Origin of the sequence: Hyphomonas sp., from assembly GCF_041398465.1 — a bacterium.
Classification (GTDB): domain Bacteria; phylum Pseudomonadota; class Alphaproteobacteria; order Caulobacterales; family Hyphomonadaceae; genus Hyphomonas.
Map to the genome: position 1 here is coordinate 665204 of NZ_JAWKUS010000001.1, position 19990 is coordinate 685193.

The window sequence follows — 19990 nt, forward strand, 5'->3', positions numbered from 1 at the left end:
AAAAACAACACAAGAGGAAACACCCCCATGGCGCCTGCTGACCAGACACCCATACCGCGATCAGGCTTCTATGCCTGGTATGCCGTCATCATCCTGATGCTGGCCCAGACCGTTTCCTTCATTGACCGGATGATCATGGGCCTTCTCGTTGGCCCGATCCGGCAATCCTTTGATATCTCGGATACGCAGTACAGCCTTCTCGCCGGCTTCGCGTTCGCCATTTTCTATTCGATCATGGGTATCCCGTTGGCGAGAATTGCGGACCGTAGCAGCCGCAAACATTTGATTGCCATCGCGATCACGTTCTGGAGCATCATGACCACGATGTGCGGCCTCGCGAAGGGCTTCACATCCCTTTTCCTTGCGCGTATCGGCGTGGGCGTAGGGGAAGCCGTTCTGTCGCCCGCAGCCTATTCCATCATCACGGACTATTTCGAGAAAAAGACACTGGCCCGCGCGCTCAGCGTCTATACGCTTGGCGTCACCATCGGCTCCGGCCTCGCCTATGTCATCGGTGGATGGGTCGTCACCATCGCCATGAGTGCCGGCTCGGTTGTCTTGCCGTTGGTCGGGGAACGCGAAGGCTGGCAACTAACCTTCTTCCTCGTTGGTCTGCCGGGATTGCTGGTGACATTTTTGGTCCTGATGATCAAAGAGCCCGCCCGGCGTGGCCTGATCCAAGGTGAAGTCTCCACCTCCGGCGTCTCACTGGGAGATGCCATCAAGTTTGTAATCAGCCGGAAGCGCGCCTTGTTCACGCACATTCTTGGCGTGTCCCTCTTCGTCATGGTCGTGTTCAGCCTCAATATCTGGGGTCCGGAATATTTGATGCGCACTTTTGAATTTTCGCGCGGAGATGCGGGACGGACGTTTGGCGTGCTGATGATGGTGGCGGGGACGACCGGCTTATTGACGGGCGGCGCTCTCGGAGACCGCTGGTTCGCCAGGGGGATTCCGGATGCCTATAGCCGGGTTATCCTGCTTTCCATGGCGGGCATGTGGCCCTTCGTTGTCGCAATCGGGTTCGTGAGCACACCAGCCCTCGGCCTCATCTGCCTGTCTGTTGCCGTATTCTTCTCCGCGTTCCAGGGCGGCATTGCGGGCGGCCTGATCCAGCTGATGGCTCCCAATCAGCTCCGTGGGCAGACCGTCGCACTGTATTTCCTGGTGGCGAACCTCGTTGGCATGGGGCTTGGGCCGACTGTCGTGGCCAGTGCTACTGACTTTGTGTTCCACAGCGACGCCGCCCTCAACAAGTCGCTGGCTCTATGTGGCGGCGTGGTGATCCCGCTGGCCGGACTGATCATACTCTGGGGGCTGCCGGCGATCCGGAAAGCTGTCGAAGAAGCCAAAACCTGGGAGTGAAGAACGGGCCCTATCGCGTGGGCAAATGCCAGATCGGCGACGCCCACGCGTGCTCCTGGATCTTCACATCCGCATCCGGGAATTCTTCGCATCGGCCTGCTTCCTGACAGATATACGATGACCATCTCGGTGTCGGCACTTCGGTTACCCGTGCATACCAGTATGTCGGCGCGGCCGGTTCGAATTCCGTATCGGACCAGATCACACAAGCGTTCGCCTCGCCCTTATCGCTCTGCCACACAGGGATGACAGACTCCTCGTAGGACTCACCCTTCAAAGTGCCTTTGATAATTTCGATCTTTTCCAAAGGAGCCTTGTCTCCGGTCACAGCGATCCGGAATACCGCGGCCTTACTTGCTTCTGGCAAGGTACTGCCCATTGGCGTACCGCCCGCGATTGGCGCCAACGCCCCGCCAGCCTTGCAGGCCGGTACTTCCCCAACTTTGGCTGCATCGAACCGCAATGCGATGCGAGGGCCACTTGTGGCATAGGTCTCACGGTTTTTTAGCGCGGAAAAGATGCCTTCACGGGTGTTCTGCTCTGCCCAGACGGCCACAAGCCCACCCGGGTTGAACCCCATACGGCTCATATTGCGTTCGAAATTTCCGATCCCGAAGACGGTCCCCTGCCACTGGTCTTCTTCCACATAGCCACCAAGCCCTGTGTGACTGTCGGTGGAGCCAATGAAGCCAACTTGCAGCGGGTTGCCTTCAGCATCCTGCCGGTTTGCATAAGTCAGCAGACCGCGCCGAAGCAATCCTCGGGCGTAACTCGAGCGCATACGCTCCCATTCTTCTTCTTCAAAGTCTGCGAGCGGTTTCTGCCGGGAATGCGAGGTGATGTAGGTCTCATACCCACACTCCCCCAGCGACTCGCGATGCGTGTAATCCGGAAGGCACTCGCTGGTGCCTTTCTCCTGCGTGATTTCAACGAGACGCTCATAGCGCGTCCGCAAGGCAAGAGTGCGTTCGCTCTCCGTCTCGACATCGAAGCTCTTGCCGTCTCCCATATTCATGTTGTGGGCGATGGTGATGGCATCACACCCATCTTCGGCGCGGCATCCGGCTTCAAGTTGGGAGTAGAGCTGATCGATCTCGGGAAAGCGAATGTAATCCACCGGCGTCGGCGTCACATTGTCGCCCGCAAAGATAATGTTCCGGTGGGTGTGCGAATAATTCGGCGTCGCCGACCACTCAAATCCATTCAATGCCGTGAAAGTACAAGGATCATTTGCAGCATTCGTCTGCTGCTGCATCCGCTCCCACTGGCTAAGCAGTGCATCATCACATGCGGACGGATCATCCGTGCAGACGTCAGCCTTTGCGGGCTGGGCCTGCGTAATCGTCGGGTTCACAAAATCCCGGAAAACCGTTCCGCCGGTTTCCTGCGTGCTCTGGTTACGAAGCTTCACACAATATGGGTGGGCCGACATACGCGGGTCGGTACAGGTGTACATCAAGTCCAGCCACTCGGCATGGTCGGTCACCGCCATGAAATCGAGTGGCCGGTCGAGCTGCACATCTCCTGCCGGCGACCCTACAGCATCACCTTTCGCAAACCTGTAGGCCTCCGCCGGCGTCCGCAGCGTTCCGAAGCCGTAGGCATCCAGTGAATACGCCGTATGGACGTGAAGGTCGCCCCAGAACACCTGCTTGTGCCCGGGGCTATACCCTGGGCAGTTTACATCATCAGTCTGGACCAGATTGTCTGAGGCTTGGGTCAGCCCGTCTTCAACAGGCTTTCCCGACTGGCCACACCCCGCAAACAGAAAGCCCGCGCCAAGCAGCGCAAACGCACTCAGAATCTGTCTTGCCGTTGGAACTGCCCTCTGCGCCGGCTCCGAAACCATCGGATCAAGCGTGATAGAATTCGGAAATTTCCCGCTTGTCGAGGGCTTCAGCCCCGAACAACTCTTCTTTGCGCTTGCGCGTCTTCTCGGTCCAGTTGCGGGTAATCGTCATCGCTTCGGATTCCTCTTCATCGAGGATCTTCGCATAGTCGGGCGTGCGGCAGGTGATTTCGCACTGATAGCCATTCGGGTCATAGAAGTAGATCGACTTTACAAACCCATGGTCGATGGGGCCTGCACACTTGATTCGCGCATCCTTGATCTTCCGCTTCCAGACTTCAAGGTCTTCCAGACTGTCGATCTCGAATGCGACATGGACGTCGAAGCTGTCCTTCTGCTCGAACTGATCTGGTTTGACCGTGTACGGTTCGTCGAAGAAGGCCACCATGGACCCGTCTTCCATCTCGAAGAAGAGGTGCATGTATTCGCGCTTGATATCCGTGCCGGACACTTCCTCGAAGGTCAGAGCCGCCCGGTAACGCAGGCCCAATACGTCTTCGTAGAACCAGCGCGTCTGCTCAGCGTCCCGACAGCGATATGCAGCGTGGTGGATGTTTGTGAGCTTGGAAAGTGACATGGCTTAATCCTCCGATTGCACGCTCTTCTCATTCGCGCGTTCAGTTGGTTTCTTTCCGCCTGACACACTCTCTTGATTGGATAGTATGCGGCGAATTCCTGTTCGATCCGAGTTCACCTCGAAAAGCGGATATTGTCAATAACATTGACATTTAAGTTTAACGCGACACTCTGCCCACCTCAGGAATACAGAGGATTAGAGATGGCTGACACAAACGGCACCCCCATCAGAGACACAGCCCAGCTGACCGAAGAACTGGTCGAGCGGGCGCGCGCAATTGCCCCCGCCATTGCGGCCCGTGCCGAGGCGGCTGAGCAGAACCGGCGGGTGGCCGATGAAACCATTGCCGATGTCGCGAATGCCGGCCTGTTCGAGATCATGGTCCCGCAACGCTTCGGCGGCCACGAACTTGGCATCTCGTCGATGGCAAAGGTGATCAAAGCACTCTCACCGCTCGACGTGTCGACCGGATGGACGCTCGCCTTTTACATGGTCCACAATTGGATGTGGTGCCTTTTGCCGGAAGAAGCGCAAAAGGAGATTTTCGCGGATGGCCCTTCCCGGCTTGGTCCGGTGATGGTTGCCCCCACTGTGAAAGCCAGCCCGGTTGAAGGGGGTTACCGCATCAACGGCCGCGCAAAATGGGGAACCGGTTCCTCTCATGCGCAATGGTGCATGGTGTCTGGTATCGTGGCAGAAGACCTGCCCGCCCCCAGCGAAGGCCAGCCCCCTCGCCCGCCCGCAGTCCGCATGTTCGCGATGCCATGGAGTGAAGCGAAACTGGAAGACACCTGGCGCACGTCCGGCATGGCCGCAACGGCCAGCCACGATGTGGTCTTCGACGATATTTTCATTCCCGCCCACCGGGTGATGGACGCAACTCCCGCACGCTCCGGTGAAGCCGAAGGCGCGCAGATTCACGACAGTAGCGTTTATACCGCCGCATTCACGCCCATGCTTTGCGTGGCGGCGTTGTCAGCAATTGTCGGCGGAACACTCGGAGCGGCCGAGCACGCAGTCGAACGGGCCAAGACATTCCTCAGCACCTTTTCCGGACAAACGAGCGTCGACAATCCGGCGCTCCAGATTCGGCTCGCCAAGGCAGACTTGGCTGCGCAAACCGCGTCCCAGATGATCGATATACTGGCCCAGGAAATTGAAGCGGACGCCATGGCGCCACCGATACCGCTTGAAAACAGGGCCCGCCAACGTGCGATGTCTTCCTACATCGCATCCATGTGCCGGGACGCCGTCACTCTGTTGGCACAAGGGTCCGGTGCCAGTGGACACATGTCCGACTCACCGATTCAGCGCGCTTTCCGGGACATCAACATGGCGTCCTGCCATGTCGTCTTCGACCAGGATCCGACGATGGAACTGCATGGGAAAATGCTTGTCGGCCGTCCGCCAGCGATCATTCTGGCGTAAGCGTCAGGATTCGTCGAAAATCGGCGGTGCGTCCCAGTTCCAGCCTTCCATTCCATAGAGCATTTCGAGTGTCCGTCGACCGCCACGGCGGGCCAGCTCGCCTTCGAGGCTCCTCAAGATGCTTACACCATCCCGTCGCATGGCGTTTCCTTCCGGCGCGAAGCGGACGATCTTGCATCGCTTGTCGCATGGGTCGTCGTCCAGTTCGACAAGCTTCTTGTCCACCAATTGGGAAAGCGTCTGATTGATAGCCTGCCGTGTCAGGCCCAGATTCCGGGCAACCTCAATCGGCCGGACGATACCTACCGACGCCAGCAACATGACCTGCGATTCCGTGCGAGACAGCGGTGGCCAGCCGCGCGCCTCCATGTTCTGCTGAAGGCCTTTATCCAGCCAGATAAAGGCGCGCAGGAACTCCCACATCAGCAAGGGATCCTCGAGCTGAGGCTCGGCCGATTCCGATCGCGCCCGATTGGCGACCGTATCCTTGTTCGCGAGAGATCCAGCCATGGTTCTTACCCACCTTTCACGGATGTGATCGTCTGTCGCTGCCAACTTGGCAAGAAACCGATTCAGTCCTCACTGTGCACGGATTTGAAAAACCTAGCAAAAACAGTCCGCAATCACTCCTGCCGCAACGACATTCATCTACACCGCCCACCGCTTAAGCACTTAGGGTTAGGCTACAAAGCCACCTGACGACCGCCAGCAGCGGATCACGCGGCACATTCAGATACGGCTTTTCCGAGCAGTCCTCGAACCCAAGCAGCCGTTTCGGTGAGTTGCGCCCTGTCCAGTCCTATGGGCATTCCTGCCCGCTCGAACAGATATGCCACCGATTCGCTGCTGACATTTCCGGCTGCCCCAGGGGCGAATGGGCAACCTCCGAGACCCCCGACCGAGGCATCCACTGTCTTTGCACCGGCGGTCACCCCGGACCAGACATTGGCGATGCCAGTCCCCCGCGTGTCGTGAAAATGCAGCCGCACAGGAATGGGAGCAACCGCACTAACCACGCGGCTGACGAGCCGCTCAGCTTCCAGAGGTGCCGCCACGCCAATTGTATCTGCCAACGCAATTTCCCTGGGGTTTGCGGAGGCTAATTTGCGCGCAATATCCACAACCCGGTCATGGCTGACCTCCCCTTCAAACGGACACCCGAACGAAACCGCAATCGTCGCCTGACCCGACACGCCATTGGCATGCGCCAGACGGATGATCTCGATTGCCGTATCGACCGTCCCGTCAGCTCCCTGTCCCTGATTACGCTGACCGAAAGTGTCCGAGGCACAGCAGACGGCGCCAAGCTCGTGCAGACCTGTCTCAAGGGCCCGCAAAGCGCCGCGCTTGTTCAGCACCAGACCAATATAGGTCACGTCATCATGTCGCTTCAGACCGGAGACAACCGCCTCGGCGTCCGCCATCTGCGGTACGCGCGCCGGATTGACGAAGCTCGCCACCTCAAGCCTGCGGGCTCCTGCCTGTACCATTCGGTTCACAAGTTCGATTTTCTGCTCTGTAGGCAGAATAGTCTTCTCGTTCTGAAGACCATCGCGAGGAGAAACCTCGACGAAATCCGGCACCGTGACCTTGGACATGCTTCCTCTCCCGCTGACGGATAGCGTCAGGCAGCCGCCAGAGCGCTGGCGATTTCAACGACACGCTTTCCCTGGAACCGGGCCGAGGCTAGGTCATCTTCCGTTGGAGGCGCCTTACTGCCCCCGTACGAAACCGACGAGGCCCCATAGGGTGTACCCGCCTTGAACATGGCCGGATCGGCGTAGCCCGGAGGAACGATAATCATCCCGAAATGCGCCATCGGCACGAACATGGTAAGATTGTTTATCTCATTTCCACCGTGAAGACTGGACGACGAGGTAAACGCTGAACCGACTTTCCCGGCCAGTTTCCCCTGAAACCAGAGACCACCAAGGCTGTCGAGAAACGCCTTGAGCTCCGATGCGAGCAGACCGAAACGGGTCGGTGAACCAAGGATGATTGCATCAGCCCATTCAGCGTCTGCAACACTCGGTGCCTCATAAGTCGTGTTCATCCGGTCTGCGGATTCTTTCCATCCTGGAACAAAGCCCATCGTCGCATCGTCGACCAATTCTCTGACCCGGCGCAGCCGAACCTCACCGCCAGCCGCAGTCGCCCCGTCGGAAATCGCCTGAGCCAAAGCCTCTGTTGACCCATCCCTTGAATAGAAAGCGATCAGAACTTTAGCCATGGTGTATCCTCATATGTGCAAGCAGGTTGTTAAGGTGCCTCTTCTAGGGCTTATATTTCGTATGTAAATATAATTGACATTCTGTAGGCCGCCCAAAATCCAACGCTTCCAGTTCGTTACGCTGGAAAATAACAGGAGACGAAACGAATGGCCGCCCTTCTGATCGAGAAAAAAGGGGAAGTTGAATACCTCACCCTTAACCGTCCAGGCAGTCTAAACGCGCTGGATGACGACCTGACGATCCGGTTACTTTCGTATTTTGAGGGTCTTCCCTCTCGTCCCGAAATCAGGATTGTAGTGCTACGCGGCTCCGGACGCGGCTTCTGTTCCGGGCTCGACCTGACAAGTGCACAGGCAGACGGGTTCATCGACGGCGCACTACCGGAAAAATTCGCGATTCAGCACCGGCTCGGAAAGATTACGCTCGCCATGCGCAAATGCCCGCAGCCGATCATCGCTGCAATGCATGGCGTGGCGTCCGGAGGTGGTTTTTGCCTGGCTATGGCGTCTGACATTCGGCTCGCAACGCCCAATACCCGGATGAATGCCGCTTTCATCCGCATCGGTCTCGGCGGTGGGGACATCGGGGCTAGCTATCTTCTGCCCCGCCTGATCGGCGCGGGCCCTGCGAACGCCCTTCTTCTGACAGGCCGCATGCTGGGCGCTGAACGCGCCTGGCAGCTCGGCCTCCTGGCAGAACTCACTGAGCCGGAAGATCTGGATGCGGCCATCGACAGTTATATCGACGACATGCTGGCGACCGGCCCGCTGGCGCTGCGGATGACGAAAGAGATACTGAATGTGAATATCGACGCGCCCGGTCTCGAAGCTGCCCTCGCGCTGGAAGACCGGAACCAAGTGATCCTGTCCCACACGCAAAATTTCTCGAACGCAGTAGATGCGTTCAAGAACAAGCAGCCTGTGCGCTTCACACAGGAAGGCGACCAGCCCCGCACGCCGGGCTGATCGTTCGCCTGCCCTGTCGGGCTTCGGTAACAGCTGACCGAAGTTACCTGGGCATCATTCGAGCTCCCGGAAAAGCGCTTCAAATCCTGCCTCGAAGGATTCCTGGAGGTTCCCGATGCCCGCATCAGAACCCTGTTTCTCCCACCCGTCGCGGCCAGCCGCAATCAGGAAGGGAACAAAATTTAAATGATAATGCCGGACAAACGTCTGAGTTTGTAGATTATGCGGTGTTTTGAATGCGTTCAGGGACAACCTCCCTTCCTGCACCATGGCGTGACGCAACGGGGTGGCTGGCGGACAAAACCTATCGGGCGGGCAATGAAGTTCTGCGCATTTACGCGTCGTTCTGTACGTATTCCATAAGTTGGTTTGCATACATCACAGCTTTCCTGTTCCTCCTTGCTGTGACTCTGTCGCAGTCGCCTGTGCGCGAGGTGGATCACATTGTCTTGCCGCTGGGATTCCTTGCAACCTGGCGATACGGCTGGCAGCTGACGCATTTTTTACGCGCGGAGCACTACAGGAATACGGTCTTCCCCCGCTTGCGCCGACAAGCCCGGACAGTCGCCGCCGACCCCTCGACACTGCCGGAACACATCGGTGTTGTTGTGACGTCCTATCAGATGTCGGCGTCGGAAAATTTTGGCGTCTATTCGTCCCTGTTTCAGGAGTTGGCTGCCTATGGTGTGCCGGCAACGGTCGTAGCTTCGGTTACGGATGATGGGGACGCCCGCCTCATTCACCAGATTTTTGACGAGGCACAGCTGCCGGGACATATCGATCTCATCACCCAGCTCCAGCTCGGCACGGGAAAGCGCGACGCGATGGCCGCCGCACTGCGGGCCCTGCAGCGCAGTAATGAAGCCGGCGACGGGATTGTGATCCTCATGGACGGCGATACCGTCGTCACGCCCGGCCTGATGGAAAGGACCTGTCCCTTCTTTACCATGATGCCGGACCTGGCCGCCCTCACCGTCAATAACACAGCTGAAGTGCGAGGCAGCGGACTAGCGCAGGCCTGGTATGCCATGCGATTTGCACTGAGAAATCTTTACATGAGTTCGCTGAGTCTGTCCGGCCGGGTTCTATGCCTGACGGGGCGGTTCTCGGTTTTCAGGGCAAATATCGCTCTGGATGCTGAATTCATAGACCGCCTTCAACTGGACATCCTGAACCATTGGCGACTCGGAAAACTCCCGATGCTGACGGGTGACGACAAGTCCACCTGGTATCATTGTCTCAAGGACGGATGGGCGATGATATATCTGCCCGACACTTATGTCAGTTGCATGGAAGAACTGCCGAAAGGCGGATTCCTGAGCGCATCGGCGCGCCTGATGCAGCGCTGGTTCGGCAATATGCTGCGCAATTCCGACCGGGCCATCCTGCTGGGCCCCCGGCGTATGGGGCTGTTTACCTGGTGGTGTCTGGTAGATCAGCGCATCAGCATGTGGACGAGCCTGACCGGACCTGTCTTCCTCACCTTCTTTCTTCTGCAAGGCCGGTGGATCGCGCTTCCAGCCTATTTGTCCGTGGTCCTTGCAACGCGATTCATCCAGACCATCAATGTCGTACACCAAGGCGGACTTGCTTCGCCGCTTGTGCCCCTGCTCCTGCTGCATCAGCAATTCGTGGGTTCATTCGTCAAGATCCAGGTCTTGTTCCACCTGGATCAACAGAGTTGGACCCGGCAGAATATTACCCACGGAACGGCGGCGGTGCAGCAATTGCGGACATCCATGTTCGGGGATTGGCTCAAGGGATTGGTTATCACGATATTCATTTGTTCAATGATAACTTTGGCATCCTTCGCAGCCAGAACGTGATCCGGATTCCCATGAGCGCTGAAAGACAGTCCGAAGACACTCAGACGAACCAATCCGACGGAAAGGATGAGGTCGCAGACTTCGTGTCGCTCGGAGACGCAATGGAGGCGGCCGGGCGGGATAAACGGAAATTTCCGCGTTATTCCGCGCCCCTCACCATAGAGATCAACGGCCACGCCTATCCCGCCCTTGACTGGTCTCTCAGCGGCTTCAGGATCGGTGAAGTGCGTGAACTTGCGTTGGCCGGAGAAAAAATCCGCACGACGGTCTCTATCCAGATATCCGATTTCGAATTTCGGTTTGACACGATTTCCGAGCTTCTTCGGATCTATCCGGAGAAGCGGGAAGCCGCGTTCACGTTTACCGGCCTGTCTCCTGAAGAGGTACGTGCACTGGGCTTCATCTCCAGCGCACATTTGTCCGGCAAACTGAAAAGTGTCGACGGAATGCTCCGCAATGTCAGTGCAGGAACACCCTCTGCGACCAGCGAAGAAGAAATCGATCACGCCCTTCAAATCGGACGGCGCAAGGTTCTTGTCCGCCGGGGGGTTTTCGCGCTCCTGGCGTTGTTGGCCTTATTGAGCGCAAGGGCATCGATCCTGGCCATGACGGGCATCAGCAGTGTTGCAGCATGGGTGGACACACAACTGATTGAGATCAGTGCGCCTGAGCCATCGGTCGTGAAGGAAATCCTTGCCGACGAAGGCGCGAGGGTGAAGCCCGGTGACGCGATAGCAAGCCTGTCAAACCGTGCGCTCGAAGCCGAGCTTGCTGACGCTGAAGCCGACAAGCGCGTCATGGAGGTCCGGCTGGAGGGGCTGCAGGCCATCCTCGCCGGCCGAAGCGGCATGTTGCAGACAGAGTCCGCTCAAGCAGTCCGGGCACTCCAGCAGGCCCAGGGCCGCCGGGACGAATTGCGGGAGTCACTCGCGGCGGCCATGGCGGAGGCGGAAAAGTTGAGGGCGGTCTCCACGCCTGGGCTGGTTCCCCTCAGTGTCCGCACAAATGCCGAGCAGGCGGTTGCGGAGATTACTGAACGTATCGGTCAGGCTGAGCGCGATGTTGAAGATGCACGGTCGCGCCTCAGTGCGGCCCGGTCGGGCTTCTTCGTTGGCGATGCCCGCGCAACGGGATATGAACCGGCAACCCTGCAGGTGACCATTCGCGAAGCCGAACAGGAAATCGCCGCAGCCAAGGTCAGGATTGATGGGCTCAGAAGCCGGCTTGATGAACTTTCGGTCGTCAGCCCCTGCAATTGCCGCGTGTCAGAAATCATTCTCCTGCCGGGTGAACGCGTGACGGCGCAGGAGCCACTCATGCGCCTTGAGGCGATCGGTGAAACACGCATGGTCTCGGCGTTTGTAAAGCATGCGGATGCAAAACGCCTGAAGGTGGGGCAGCGCGTCAGTGTCAGGCTGGCCGATGGCCGCCGGGACCGCAATGCGACGATTACCGATATCAGTGCGACCATCCAGCTTTCGAGTGAAAACAAGCTGTACAATCGGGACCTCAACCCCGAGCGGTACGCCCAACTGGGGATCCAGCTGTCGGAGGAGTATGCCGATGCGCCCGGCGCGGCTGTTGAAACAAACATTCACAGGCCCTTGCTTCGCTGGTTGGCTGACATCTTCCGCTTCTAGCTGTTGGATCGGAAAGGTGGCCGCGAGCGCCCCCGCTCCCGACTATACAGTCGCCAGATCTATGAGGCTTCGCTCAGACATCTCCGCATCCATCCCTCCGAAGCGAGACATGAATGCAAGGTGTGTTGCGCCAATTCTGCGGTAATTGTTCAGCTGCGCACTCACGTCCTCTCTGGTCCCGAACAGGCCGAGCGATGACGAAATCGCATGCTGGTAAACCGCCTCCGGGTCCGACAGGGCAGTTCCGGTCATGGACCGGGCGAACCGGTCAAGCGCGGGAACCACAACGGACTTTACCGCGGCTGCACTCTCACCGACATGGGCGAAGACCACGACAATCGCTTCCCTGTCATCGGCATTGTGACCACCGTCTGACAAACCCTTCCGATGCATGGTAATCCGTTCACCGACTTCATCGATCGAAGGCGTCATCGGCGTGGCAAGGGTCAGAAAACCATAGCCTTGCTTTCCGATATTATAGGCACTCTCGGCACTTGTTCCGGCGACATACACTGGCGGCCCGCCGGCCTGTACAGGGCTGACATTGAGGCACCCTTTTTGACCACCAGCTTTTTCTGCGTCACCCCAATATGTGCGGATTGCTGACAGACGGGAGTCAAATGTTCGTCGGCGCTCATCAAAATCAGCACCCATCTTCTCGGACTCGAACGGTTGGGACCCGCTGCCGACCCCCATGTTGAGCCGCCCTTCGGAGATCATGTCCAGAAGCGCGTAATCCTCCGCAATCAGTTCTGGCTCCCTGTAAGGCAGAACCGCTACTGCTGGCCCCAGCCTGATCTGAGAGGTCTGCGCAGCAATGGCAGAAAGCAGTACGGCTGGGTTGGGCGCGGAACCCAATGTCTGAAAGTGATGTTCGGCAAGCCAAAGCGAAGCATAACCGAGCTCATCAGCCAGCCTGGCCTGGCGTTTGACGATCTGCCACAGCACCACTTGTGATTCACCCAGCTCCGGATAACGGTCCATAAGCCAGAATAGAGATTTACGCACACAACTCTCCTTCGAATGAGTCTATTCGTCAGAGGACTGTTCAATGAGCTTGTGGGAATCGCTCGCTGTCAGATCCAGTCCATAAATACGCTTCAGGTCTTCAATGGACTTGAGATGCTCGGCCTTGAATGGGGGTGCCTTGCCTTCCAGGGCGTGAAGGACAATGCCTTCAAGGAGATCACCGACGGTGATGTCCAGATATTCGGCCATGGCCTTCAGCACTTTCAGCAAGCGCTTCTCGATTCTCACGCCTGTCTGGACGCGCTCAACAACTTTCTTAGACATATGTACATATGTACATAGATTCCCTTTATTGTCAACAAGCCGGCGCCGCATTAGCCACAGCCAGCCGCACATCACGACTCCGGCCGGGAAATCAGACGTTTTGTTGTTGGGGTTACTGGCTGGCGGTGAGACAGGGATTCGAACCCTGGAGACTATTGCTAGCCTACACACTTTCCAGGCGTGCGCCTTCGACCACTCGGCCACCTCACCGTTTCCAGCAGCGGACGCTCTATCTTATGGGCGCGCGCCTCGCAAGACTGTGATTGCCGTTGCAGCAGCCAGGGCCCATATGAAAGAACAGCTGAAGGAGGCCGCCATGCTGTTCACACGTAAACCCGCTGCGATGCCGACACCGGAAACGGCGCTGAAGGGCCGGGAGATCACGCTCCCGACAGCTGACACGCATTTTGTGAATGGCCGGGAGCTGCTGGCCGATGTGCCCGCCGGGTTCCAGCGCGCCGTATTCGGCCTTGGCTGCTTCTGGGGCGCCGAGCGCAAGTTCTGGCAACAGGACGGCGTCTGGTTGACCCGGGTGGGCTATGCGGGCGGATTCACCCCGAACCCGACTTATGAAGAAGTCTGCACCGGGCAAACCGGCCACACCGAAGTCGTCGACGTGATCTTCGATCCCGCTGTCGTTACCTTCGAGGGGCTGATGAAAGTCTTCCTGGAAAACCACGATCCGACCCAGGGTATGCGCCAGGGCAATGATATCGGCACGCAATACCGCTCCGCCGTCTACACGACCAGCGACGCGCAGGCCGATACAGCCCGGAAAATGATCGCGACCTATGAGGCCTCCCTGGCCCAGGCAGGCCATGCCGGAAAGATCACGACCGAGGTCGCCCCTCTGGACAAGATCTACTTCGCCGAGGACTACCACCAGCAATACCTGGCCAAGAACCCGGCAGGATATTGCGGCATCGGCGGAACGGGCGTGTCCTGCCCTGTTGGCCTCGCTGTCTGAGGATTGGCGGTCTAGGTTCCGAAATTTACCGCAAAACGTTTGCGAGATTCCATCAGGCTCTGCGCCTTGAACATGGCGTCTGACGCGGCTTGCGCGCGCATGATGGACGGATCCGTGCGGAGCGCTTCGACGACCTGGGAAAGGTAGCCGATCGCCTCGCGCACCAGTTCAGCTTCATATTTTTTCGATGCGCGTGCCAGCAGGGCCCGCCCGATATCCATCCGGGCCTGAATGGCGCGCTCCGGGTTCTCCTGAACGGCCCCTTCGGTCAGGTGCTCCCTACGCAGCGCAATTACGCGATCGAGCCCGGCGAGGTCGCCCGCCTCTTCCGCCACATGGACCGCAGAAGCACAAAAGTCCCCTTCGATTTCGCTTCGCAGCGCAACTGGCATGGGTCCTTCATGATCCAGCATGCCTGACAGCGCTTCGGCCAGCAGGCTGATTTTCTCTGGGCGGAAGGATTGCGGATTGCCAAGCCCGGGCTGCAGCTTTTTGGCCAGCAAAAACGCTGCGATTTTCGGCATCTGGTCTTCGAGGGCTGTGTCACGCGCAGGCAGCCGCAGGGTGAACAATTTGGCATTTGCCGGGTTCAGCCCGCCGCCCCGGGTCAGGCCGTGCAGGACCAGACCATCCTCTTTACGCCCGCGACGTTCGCTCCATACAAGCAAGTCGGCGTCAGCCGCAGCCATGCGCCTGCGTGCTCGCGCAATTGTATCCGGTGCGAGTCCGCCTTTCAGCACACTCATCCTGGCGACCTTGAACGGCGCGCCAAAATTAAATGACGTGAGATGGTCTGAGAGCGCCGACTGCAACCATTTGAGTGTCGCCCCTCGCCTCCCCCCTGCCGGGCGGGCGAGCACAATACGATAGCCGGGTGTCTTGTCCGCACGCAGCATCCGAGCTGCCGCTACATCGCCGAGGCGCCGGACCAGCCGCACGATCAGACGAAATGTCAGGATCAGGAGAAAGACCGTAGACAGGATACCCAGAACAAGGCCCAGCGCCGCGAGATAGTGAGTCTCCCGCATATGGGCGTCTGCCCAGGCTTCTGCCGTTGTCAGCCAGTCCGTCACAGGCATGAAATTAGGACCTCTCAAGCCTCTTGGCGATACGGTTCCTGAGCCCTGCATGCAACAGGGAAACGCTGTTGACGCGAGCAAGGTGCATCATCCAGCATGCCGTTTCGGTAAGGGTCGGCAAGCGGAAGACGACGGGTGTCATGACAGATTTCGTCACACGGTTTGCGCCTTCGCCGACAGGATACCTCCATCTCGGCCATGCCTGTTCTGCTTTCCATGTATGGGATGCAGCGCGTGCGGCGGGTGGCAAGGTAATGCTGCGGATCGAGAATATCGACCAGACGCGCTGCCAGCCGGAATACGAAAAGACAATCCTCGAAGATCTCCAATGGCTGGGGCTGGACTGGGAGGGACCTGTCCGGCGCCAATCCGAACATTTCGATGACTATGCGGCGACTATAACGGACTTACGGATGCGCGGACTGGTCTATCGGTGTTTCCGAACGCGGCGGGAAGTCGCCGCCGTCATGCCACCTGGCGCGGATCCGGACGAATGGGCTTTTGTCGGCGCGCCCCTGCCCGCCGCGGACGAGGAAGCCCGTCTCTCCCGGGGCGATGCCTTCGCCTGGCGCTTGTCACTGTCAGCCGCAGAAGCCGAATTGGGGGCACGATACACCCGCCTGAGCTATGTCGATGAAAGCGACGGCACGCCACGCCCTGTGCCCGCAGACCCTCGTCCCTTCGGCGATGTGGTGCTTGGCCGGAAGGAAACGCCCGCGTCTTACCACCTCGCCTGTTGCCACGATGATGCCCTGCAGGGCGTGACACATGTCGTTCGCGGTGAAGACATCAGGGAAATGACAGCCGTGCACGCGCTGCTGCAGGCGTTGATGGACTGGCCCCAGCCGGTCTACCGGTTTCATCCGCTGATCCTGGGACCGGATGGCAAGAAACTGTCCAAACGCGCTGGTGACCGGGGATTGCGTGCCTGGCGCGATGAGGGCAAGACCCCGGACGACCTCCGCCGGATGACAGGCTTTTGATGACAGCCATACCCGCCTCTGCGCCGACGCCCCGTTCATGGACAGGGCCACTGATGGTTCTGGCGGGTGGTGTCGGCATCGGCTTTGCGCCCATCGGCCTGCGCTTCGGCCTCGACGACCTGGGCCCGCAAGCCATCGCATTCTGGCGTTATGTGTTTGCCCTGCCACTTCTGCTGGCACTGGTGTTCGTGATAGAGCGCCGCGGCCCGCGCCTGCCGAACCGGTTCATCCTGATGGCAGGTACATTCTTCGCACTCGACATCGCGCTCTGGCACCATGCGCTGACCCTGACCACCGTTTCCAATGCCACCTTCATCGTCAATCTGGGCAATGTCCTCGTCGGCTTCGGGGCGTGGTTCTTCCTGAAGCAACGCCCGCACGGCTTCTGGTTCGTCGCGGCTGCGCTTGCCATTCTGGGCGCGGCAGCCCTTTCCCTCGGCGGGGGCGCAGAAGGCAAAGGCAATATTCATGGTGACCTGTTTGCCGTCGCGGCGGCCTTCCTCGTCAGCGGTTACATGCTTTGCTCAAACATCGCCCGTCGGACAATCGGCGGGATCGAGGCAATCTTCTGGCTGACCCTTGTGGAGGTCATCGTTGCGGGCTGCATCGTGCTGGCCACGGGCGAAACCTTCCTGCCCCAGTCGCTGGACGGGTTCCGCGTGCCCATTTTCCTCGCGCTGGTCTCGCAGATCGCCGGCCAAGCGCTGATCGTGACAGGGCTCGGCAGAACCTCCGCCGCCGTGGCTGGCCTGCTCGTTCTGGTCCAGCCAGTCGTGGCTGCTGCCGTGTCCTGGCGCCTATTCGGCGAGTCGCTGACCGGCTTGCAGGCAATGGGCGGCGTCGTGATCCTTTTTGCAGTCTGGCTCGCCCAGCGCGGCCGCAAACCACGTGTTGCAGTCGACTGACGAGGAAAACCGTCACACAAACACCTTACGACGCAGACAAGTCGAATCCATTGGAGGCCGCCCATGCGCAAATCACTCACCGCCCTGCCCCTTATCGCTCTCTTCATTGCAGGTTGCGCGGCCACACCCGCTGTTTCTGTCGCGGAGGAGACAGCGGCAGCTGAGCCGATTGCCTCCCCTGTCGCAACGCTCGCCCGCGAAGCCGCCGTGCCGCAACAGGCCGGCGACGCCTACTATGTGAACGCGCAGGCCGCCATCGACACGAAGATCGCTGCGCGCGGATTGCGCCCTGCGAAGAACGTCATCCTCTTCGTCGGTGATGGCATGAGCATCCCGACCATCACCGCAACCCGCATCTATGCGGGCCAGAAACGCGGTGTGGACGGGGAATCCTACAAGCTGACCATGGACCAGCTGCCCTATTCGGCTCTCTCCAAGACCTACAGCCATGATGCCCAGGTGGCAGACTCCGCCTCCACCGCAACAGCAATGATGAGCGGCGTGAAAACCAACTCCCGGACGCTCGGCATCACGGGAGAGGCCTCCTACGACAATTGCGCCAGCATCGAAGGCAACAAGACCGATTCCATATTCGAGATCGCCGAACGGGCCGGACTCGCCACCGGCCTCGTCACCACGGCCCGCCTGACTCACGCCACACCTGGCGCGGCCTATTCCAAAACCCCGAACCGGGACTGGGAAGCCTTTGTCGGCCGGGGTGGCGCAATGGCAGGATCGTGCGCGGACATCGCCACGCAGTTCATCGACTGGTCTGCCGGGGACGGATTTGAGATTGCCATGGGCGGTGGTCGCTCGGCCTTCCTGAAAGGCGGCGCCGAAGACCCCGAATATCCGGGCAAGACCAGCGACCGGAAAGACCAGCGCGACCTGCTCGCCGACTGGACCGCCAAGCCGGCCCACAAGCTGATCATCGACCGCGACGGGTTCGAGGCAGAGGATTTTGCGAGCGAAGACAAGGTCCTTGCGCTGTTTGAGCCATCCCACATGGAATACGAACTCGACCGCACTGAAGATCCGGCCGGCGAACCTTCCATCTCCGAGATGACCCGCGCCGCCATCACGCGCCTGTCGCAGGACCCTGACGGTTATGTGCTGCTGGTCGAAGGCGGCCGGATCGACCATGCTCACCATGCCGGAAATGCCGCCCGCGCACTGGAGGAAGCCGACCAGTTCGACCAGGCGATCCAGACGGCTTTGGACATGACCAATTCGGACGATACGCTGATCATCGTCACAGCAGACCATTCCCACACGCTGACGATTTCAGGCTATGCCAAGCGCGGCAATCCGATCCTTGGCCTGTCGTCAACATCGCTTGACGGATCGCCGGACAAGGCGCTGGACGGCAAGCCCTACACGACGCTCGGCTACATGAACGGCCCCGGCGCCTGCACAGCCACCGAAGAAGGCTTCGATTGCACGCGCAAGGATCTCACCGACGTCGACACGACGGACAAGGATTTCCTCCAGCAGTCGCTCTACCCGATGTGGTCCGAAAGCCATGGCGGCGACGATGTGGCGATCTTCGCCTCCGGCCCCGGATCGGAGCTGATCTCCGGCGTCATGGAGCAGAACGAGATCTTCCAGGTCATGGGCCGCGCCAGCGGTCTCGTCGCCGGGCCGGAGGGCGAATAGCCCTCCGCCTGCGCCTCACGGCAGAACAAGAGACTGATGGGCCTCCCCTAGCGGCAGGTCTCGCCAAGCGCGGCTTTCACGGTCATCCTCCGGAAAAACGATAAGATCAGGAGGAAATGCCATGAAAGCTGCCGTGATGCGGGAGCCCAACAAGCCGCTGTCGATTGAAGAGGTCACCATCGACAAGCCCGGCCCGCGCGAAGTCCTCGTCCGGCTGAAGGCCGTCGGGGTCTGCCACTCCGACGTTCACTTCTGGGATGCCAATTTCCCGGTCGAAACGCCAGTCATCCTTGGCCACGAGAGTGCGGGCGTGGTCGAGGCGGTCGGGTCCATGGTCTCGGCCGTGAAACCGGGCGACCATGTCATCTCCATCCTCTCTCCATTCTGTGGGACGTGCGAATACTGTCTCTCCGGCCACATGTCGGTCTGCCACACGATCAACCGGGAGCAGTTCCAGCGCCAGATGACGGAGGCGCCGCGCCTCTCGATCAATGGTGAAAAGGTCGGCCAGTTCCTGAACCTGTCGTCCTTCGCCGAACAGATCCTTGTGCACGAGAACACGCTCTGTGCGATCGACAAGGACATGCCGCTGGACCGTGCCTGCCTGATCGGCTGCGGTGTGATCACCGGGGTCGGATCGGTCTTCCATGCCGCGAAGGTGGAGCCGGGCTCGACTGTGGCCGTGGTTGGTTGCGGCGGGGTTGGCCTCTCGGCCATCAACGGCGCGGCCATTGCCGGAGCCAGCCGGATCATCGCCGTCGATCTGTCTGACGAGAAGCTGCAGATGGCTGTCCGCTTCGGCGCGACCGACGTGGTCAATCCGTCCAAGGTCAATGCAGTCGAGGCGGTAAAAGAGCTGACCAAAGGCGGCGTCCATTACGCCTTCGAATGTGTCGGCCTTAAGCAGACAGCGGAACAGGCCTATCACATGATGCGCCCGCGCGGCCTGGCCACGCTGATCGGCATGATCACGCCCGGTGTGAATATCGAGATCCCCGGCATCGAAATGCTGGTCACCGAAAAGCGCCTTCAGGGCGCGATCATGGGCTCCAACCAGTTCCGGATCGATTTCCCCCGCCTCGTCGAGCTTTACCGCCAGGGAAAACTCCACCTCGACGATATGATCTCTGATCGCATCGGCCTCGATGGCATCACCGGTGCCCTGCAGAACCTGAAAGACAACAAGGGCACAGTGGCCCGCCAGGTCGTGGTTTTTGACTAGAAAT

Annotated in this window: 18 protein-coding genes and 1 tRNA gene; 10 read left to right on the top strand and 9 right to left on the bottom strand. The window is 59.4% G+C overall.

Annotated elements, in window-relative coordinates; translation table 11 throughout:
* Positions 1–27: 27 nt before the first annotated feature.
* Complete coding sequence (locus R3C98_RS03175; protein WP_371312667.1) at positions 28–1365, top strand: spinster family MFS transporter; 1338 nt, start codon at positions 28–30, stop codon at positions 1363–1365.
* Positions 1366–1375: 10 nt separating this feature from the next.
* Here R3C98_RS03175 and R3C98_RS03180 read toward each other — a convergent pair whose 3' ends face one another.
* Together R3C98_RS03180 and R3C98_RS03185 are read right to left on the bottom strand one after the other, a co-directional pair.
* Positions 1376–3013, bottom strand: a complete 1638-nt coding sequence (locus tag R3C98_RS03180) for a DUF3604 domain-containing protein (protein WP_371312668.1) — start codon at positions 3011–3013, stop codon at positions 1376–1378.
* A gap of 205 nt (positions 3014–3218) precedes the next feature.
* Entirely contained in the window at positions 3219–3791 is a 573-nt protein-coding gene (locus tag R3C98_RS03185) for a VOC family protein (protein ID WP_371312669.1), read from the bottom strand.
* A 201-nt stretch (positions 3792–3992) separates the two neighbouring features.
* Between R3C98_RS03185 and R3C98_RS03190 the strand changes: the two genes are divergently transcribed.
* Entirely contained in the window at positions 3993–5219 is a 1227-nt protein-coding gene (locus tag R3C98_RS03190) for an acyl-CoA dehydrogenase family protein (RefSeq protein ID WP_371312670.1), read from the top strand.
* 3 nt (positions 5220–5222) lie between these two features.
* Here the strand turns inward: R3C98_RS03190 and R3C98_RS03195 are convergent, their stop codons facing one another.
* From R3C98_RS03195 to wrbA, 3 genes are all read right to left on the bottom strand, one after another.
* The gene (locus R3C98_RS03195; RefSeq protein WP_371312671.1) at positions 5223–5729 is read right to left on the bottom strand and encodes a MarR family winged helix-turn-helix transcriptional regulator; all 507 of its coding nucleotides are present in this window, start codon (positions 5727–5729) and stop codon (positions 5223–5225) included.
* A 206-nt stretch (positions 5730–5935) separates the two neighbouring features.
* Positions 5936–6817 (bottom strand): hydroxymethylglutaryl-CoA lyase, encoded by an 882-nt coding sequence (locus tag R3C98_RS03200; RefSeq protein ID WP_371312672.1) that lies wholly within the window; start codon positions 6815–6817, stop codon positions 5936–5938.
* Between the two features lie 26 nt (positions 6818–6843).
* Positions 6844–7449 (bottom strand): NAD(P)H:quinone oxidoreductase, encoded by a 606-nt coding sequence (gene wrbA, locus R3C98_RS03205; RefSeq protein ID WP_371312673.1) that lies wholly within the window; start codon positions 7447–7449, stop codon positions 6844–6846.
* A gap of 147 nt (positions 7450–7596) precedes the next feature.
* On the opposite strand from wrbA, the gene R3C98_RS03210 reads away from it, so the two are divergent.
* The 3 genes from R3C98_RS03210 (at position 7597) to R3C98_RS03220 (ending at position 11881) form a co-directional block, all read left to right on the top strand.
* Positions 7597–8415: an enoyl-CoA hydratase/isomerase family protein gene (locus R3C98_RS03210; RefSeq protein ID WP_371312674.1), complete on the top strand. Its 819-nt coding sequence runs from the start codon at positions 7597–7599 to the stop codon at positions 8413–8415.
* 236 nt (positions 8416–8651) lie between these two features.
* Positions 8652–10241 (top strand): glycosyltransferase, encoded by a 1590-nt coding sequence (locus tag R3C98_RS03215; RefSeq protein WP_371312675.1) that lies wholly within the window; start codon positions 8652–8654, stop codon positions 10239–10241.
* Between the two features lie 11 nt (positions 10242–10252).
* On the top strand, positions 10253–11881 hold the full coding sequence (locus R3C98_RS03220) for an HlyD family secretion protein (RefSeq protein WP_371312676.1): 1629 nt from the start codon (positions 10253–10255) through the stop codon (positions 11879–11881).
* Positions 11882–11923: 42 nt separating this feature from the next.
* On the opposite strand, the gene R3C98_RS03225 is transcribed toward R3C98_RS03220, so the two are convergent.
* The 3 genes from R3C98_RS03225 to R3C98_RS03235 all read right to left on the bottom strand — a co-directional run bounded on the left by R3C98_RS03225 (position 11924) and on the right by R3C98_RS03235 (position 13384).
* Positions 11924–12865, bottom strand: a complete 942-nt coding sequence (locus R3C98_RS03225; RefSeq protein ID WP_371312677.1) for an LLM class flavin-dependent oxidoreductase — start codon at positions 12863–12865, stop codon at positions 11924–11926.
* A 45-nt stretch (positions 12866–12910) separates the two neighbouring features.
* Positions 12911–13174: a hypothetical protein gene (locus R3C98_RS03230; protein WP_371312678.1), complete on the bottom strand. Its 264-nt coding sequence runs from the start codon at positions 13172–13174 to the stop codon at positions 12911–12913.
* A gap of 120 nt (positions 13175–13294) precedes the next feature.
* A tRNA-Ser gene (locus tag R3C98_RS03235) sits at positions 13295–13384 on the bottom strand.
* 106 nt (positions 13385–13490) lie between these two features.
* Between R3C98_RS03235 and msrA the strand changes: the two genes are divergently transcribed.
* Positions 13491–14141, top strand: a complete 651-nt coding sequence (gene msrA / locus R3C98_RS03240; RefSeq protein WP_371312679.1) for a peptide-methionine (S)-S-oxide reductase MsrA — start codon at positions 13491–13493, stop codon at positions 14139–14141.
* An 11-nt stretch (positions 14142–14152) separates the two neighbouring features.
* Here the strand turns inward: msrA and R3C98_RS03245 are convergent, their stop codons facing one another.
* Positions 14153–15220 (bottom strand): hypothetical protein, encoded by a 1068-nt coding sequence (locus R3C98_RS03245; protein WP_371312680.1) that lies wholly within the window; start codon positions 15218–15220, stop codon positions 14153–14155.
* Between the two features lie 140 nt (positions 15221–15360).
* On the opposite strand from R3C98_RS03245, the gene gluQRS reads away from it, so the two are divergent.
* The 4 genes from gluQRS to R3C98_RS03265 all read left to right on the top strand — a co-directional run bounded on the left by gluQRS (position 15361) and on the right by R3C98_RS03265 (position 19986).
* Positions 15361–16203: a tRNA glutamyl-Q(34) synthetase GluQRS gene (gene gluQRS, locus R3C98_RS03250; RefSeq protein WP_371313330.1), complete on the top strand. Its 843-nt coding sequence runs from the start codon at positions 15361–15363 to the stop codon at positions 16201–16203.
* Positions 16203–17108, top strand: a complete 906-nt coding sequence (locus R3C98_RS03255) for a DMT family transporter (protein WP_371312681.1) — start codon at positions 16203–16205, stop codon at positions 17106–17108. The genes gluQRS and R3C98_RS03255 overlap by 1 nt, the downstream gene beginning before the upstream one ends.
* A gap of 63 nt (positions 17109–17171) precedes the next feature.
* Positions 17172–18764, top strand: coding sequence for an alkaline phosphatase (locus R3C98_RS03260; RefSeq protein WP_371312682.1), 1593 nt, complete (start codon positions 17172–17174; stop codon positions 18762–18764).
* A gap of 121 nt (positions 18765–18885) precedes the next feature.
* Entirely contained in the window at positions 18886–19986 is a 1101-nt protein-coding gene (locus R3C98_RS03265; protein ID WP_371312683.1) for a Zn-dependent alcohol dehydrogenase, read from the top strand.
* Positions 19987–19990 lie beyond the last annotated feature (4 nt).

Excerpts from the sequence above, each read along its gene's own strand:
- R3C98_RS03175 (WP_371312667.1), top strand. The coding sequence starts at position 28 with ATGGCGCCTGCTGACCAGACACCCATACCGCGATCAGGCTTCTATGCC.
- R3C98_RS03185 (WP_371312669.1), bottom strand. The coding sequence starts at position 3,791 with ATGTCACTTTCCAAGCTCACAAACATCCACCACGCTGCATATCGCTGT.
- R3C98_RS03190 (WP_371312670.1), top strand. The coding sequence starts at position 3,993 with ATGGCTGACACAAACGGCACCCCCATCAGAGACACAGCCCAGCTGACC.
- R3C98_RS03195 (WP_371312671.1), bottom strand. The coding sequence starts at position 5,729 with ATGGCTGGATCTCTCGCGAACAAGGATACGGTCGCCAATCGGGCGCGA.
- R3C98_RS03200 (WP_371312672.1), bottom strand. The coding sequence starts at position 6,817 with ATGTCCAAGGTCACGGTGCCGGATTTCGTCGAGGTTTCTCCTCGCGAT.
- wrbA (WP_371312673.1), bottom strand. The coding sequence starts at position 7,449 with ATGGCTAAAGTTCTGATCGCTTTCTATTCAAGGGATGGGTCAACAGAG.
- R3C98_RS03210 (WP_371312674.1), top strand. The coding sequence starts at position 7,597 with ATGGCCGCCCTTCTGATCGAGAAAAAAGGGGAAGTTGAATACCTCACC.
- R3C98_RS03215 (WP_371312675.1), top strand. The coding sequence starts at position 8,652 with ATGCGTTCAGGGACAACCTCCCTTCCTGCACCATGGCGTGACGCAACG.
- R3C98_RS03220 (WP_371312676.1), top strand. The coding sequence starts at position 10,253 with ATGAGCGCTGAAAGACAGTCCGAAGACACTCAGACGAACCAATCCGAC.
- R3C98_RS03225 (WP_371312677.1), bottom strand. The coding sequence starts at position 12,865 with ATGGACCGTTATCCGGAGCTGGGTGAATCACAAGTGGTGCTGTGGCAG.
- R3C98_RS03230 (WP_371312678.1), bottom strand. The coding sequence starts at position 13,174 with ATGTCTAAGAAAGTTGTTGAGCGCGTCCAGACAGGCGTGAGAATCGAG.
- msrA (WP_371312679.1), top strand. The coding sequence starts at position 13,491 with ATGCTGTTCACACGTAAACCCGCTGCGATGCCGACACCGGAAACGGCG.
- R3C98_RS03245 (WP_371312680.1), bottom strand. The coding sequence starts at position 15,220 with ATGCCTGTGACGGACTGGCTGACAACGGCAGAAGCCTGGGCAGACGCC.
- gluQRS (WP_371313330.1), top strand. The coding sequence starts at position 15,361 with ATGACAGATTTCGTCACACGGTTTGCGCCTTCGCCGACAGGATACCTC.
- R3C98_RS03255 (WP_371312681.1), top strand. The coding sequence starts at position 16,203 with ATGACAGCCATACCCGCCTCTGCGCCGACGCCCCGTTCATGGACAGGG.
- R3C98_RS03260 (WP_371312682.1), top strand. The coding sequence starts at position 17,172 with ATGCGCAAATCACTCACCGCCCTGCCCCTTATCGCTCTCTTCATTGCA.
- R3C98_RS03265 (WP_371312683.1), top strand. The coding sequence starts at position 18,886 with ATGAAAGCTGCCGTGATGCGGGAGCCCAACAAGCCGCTGTCGATTGAA.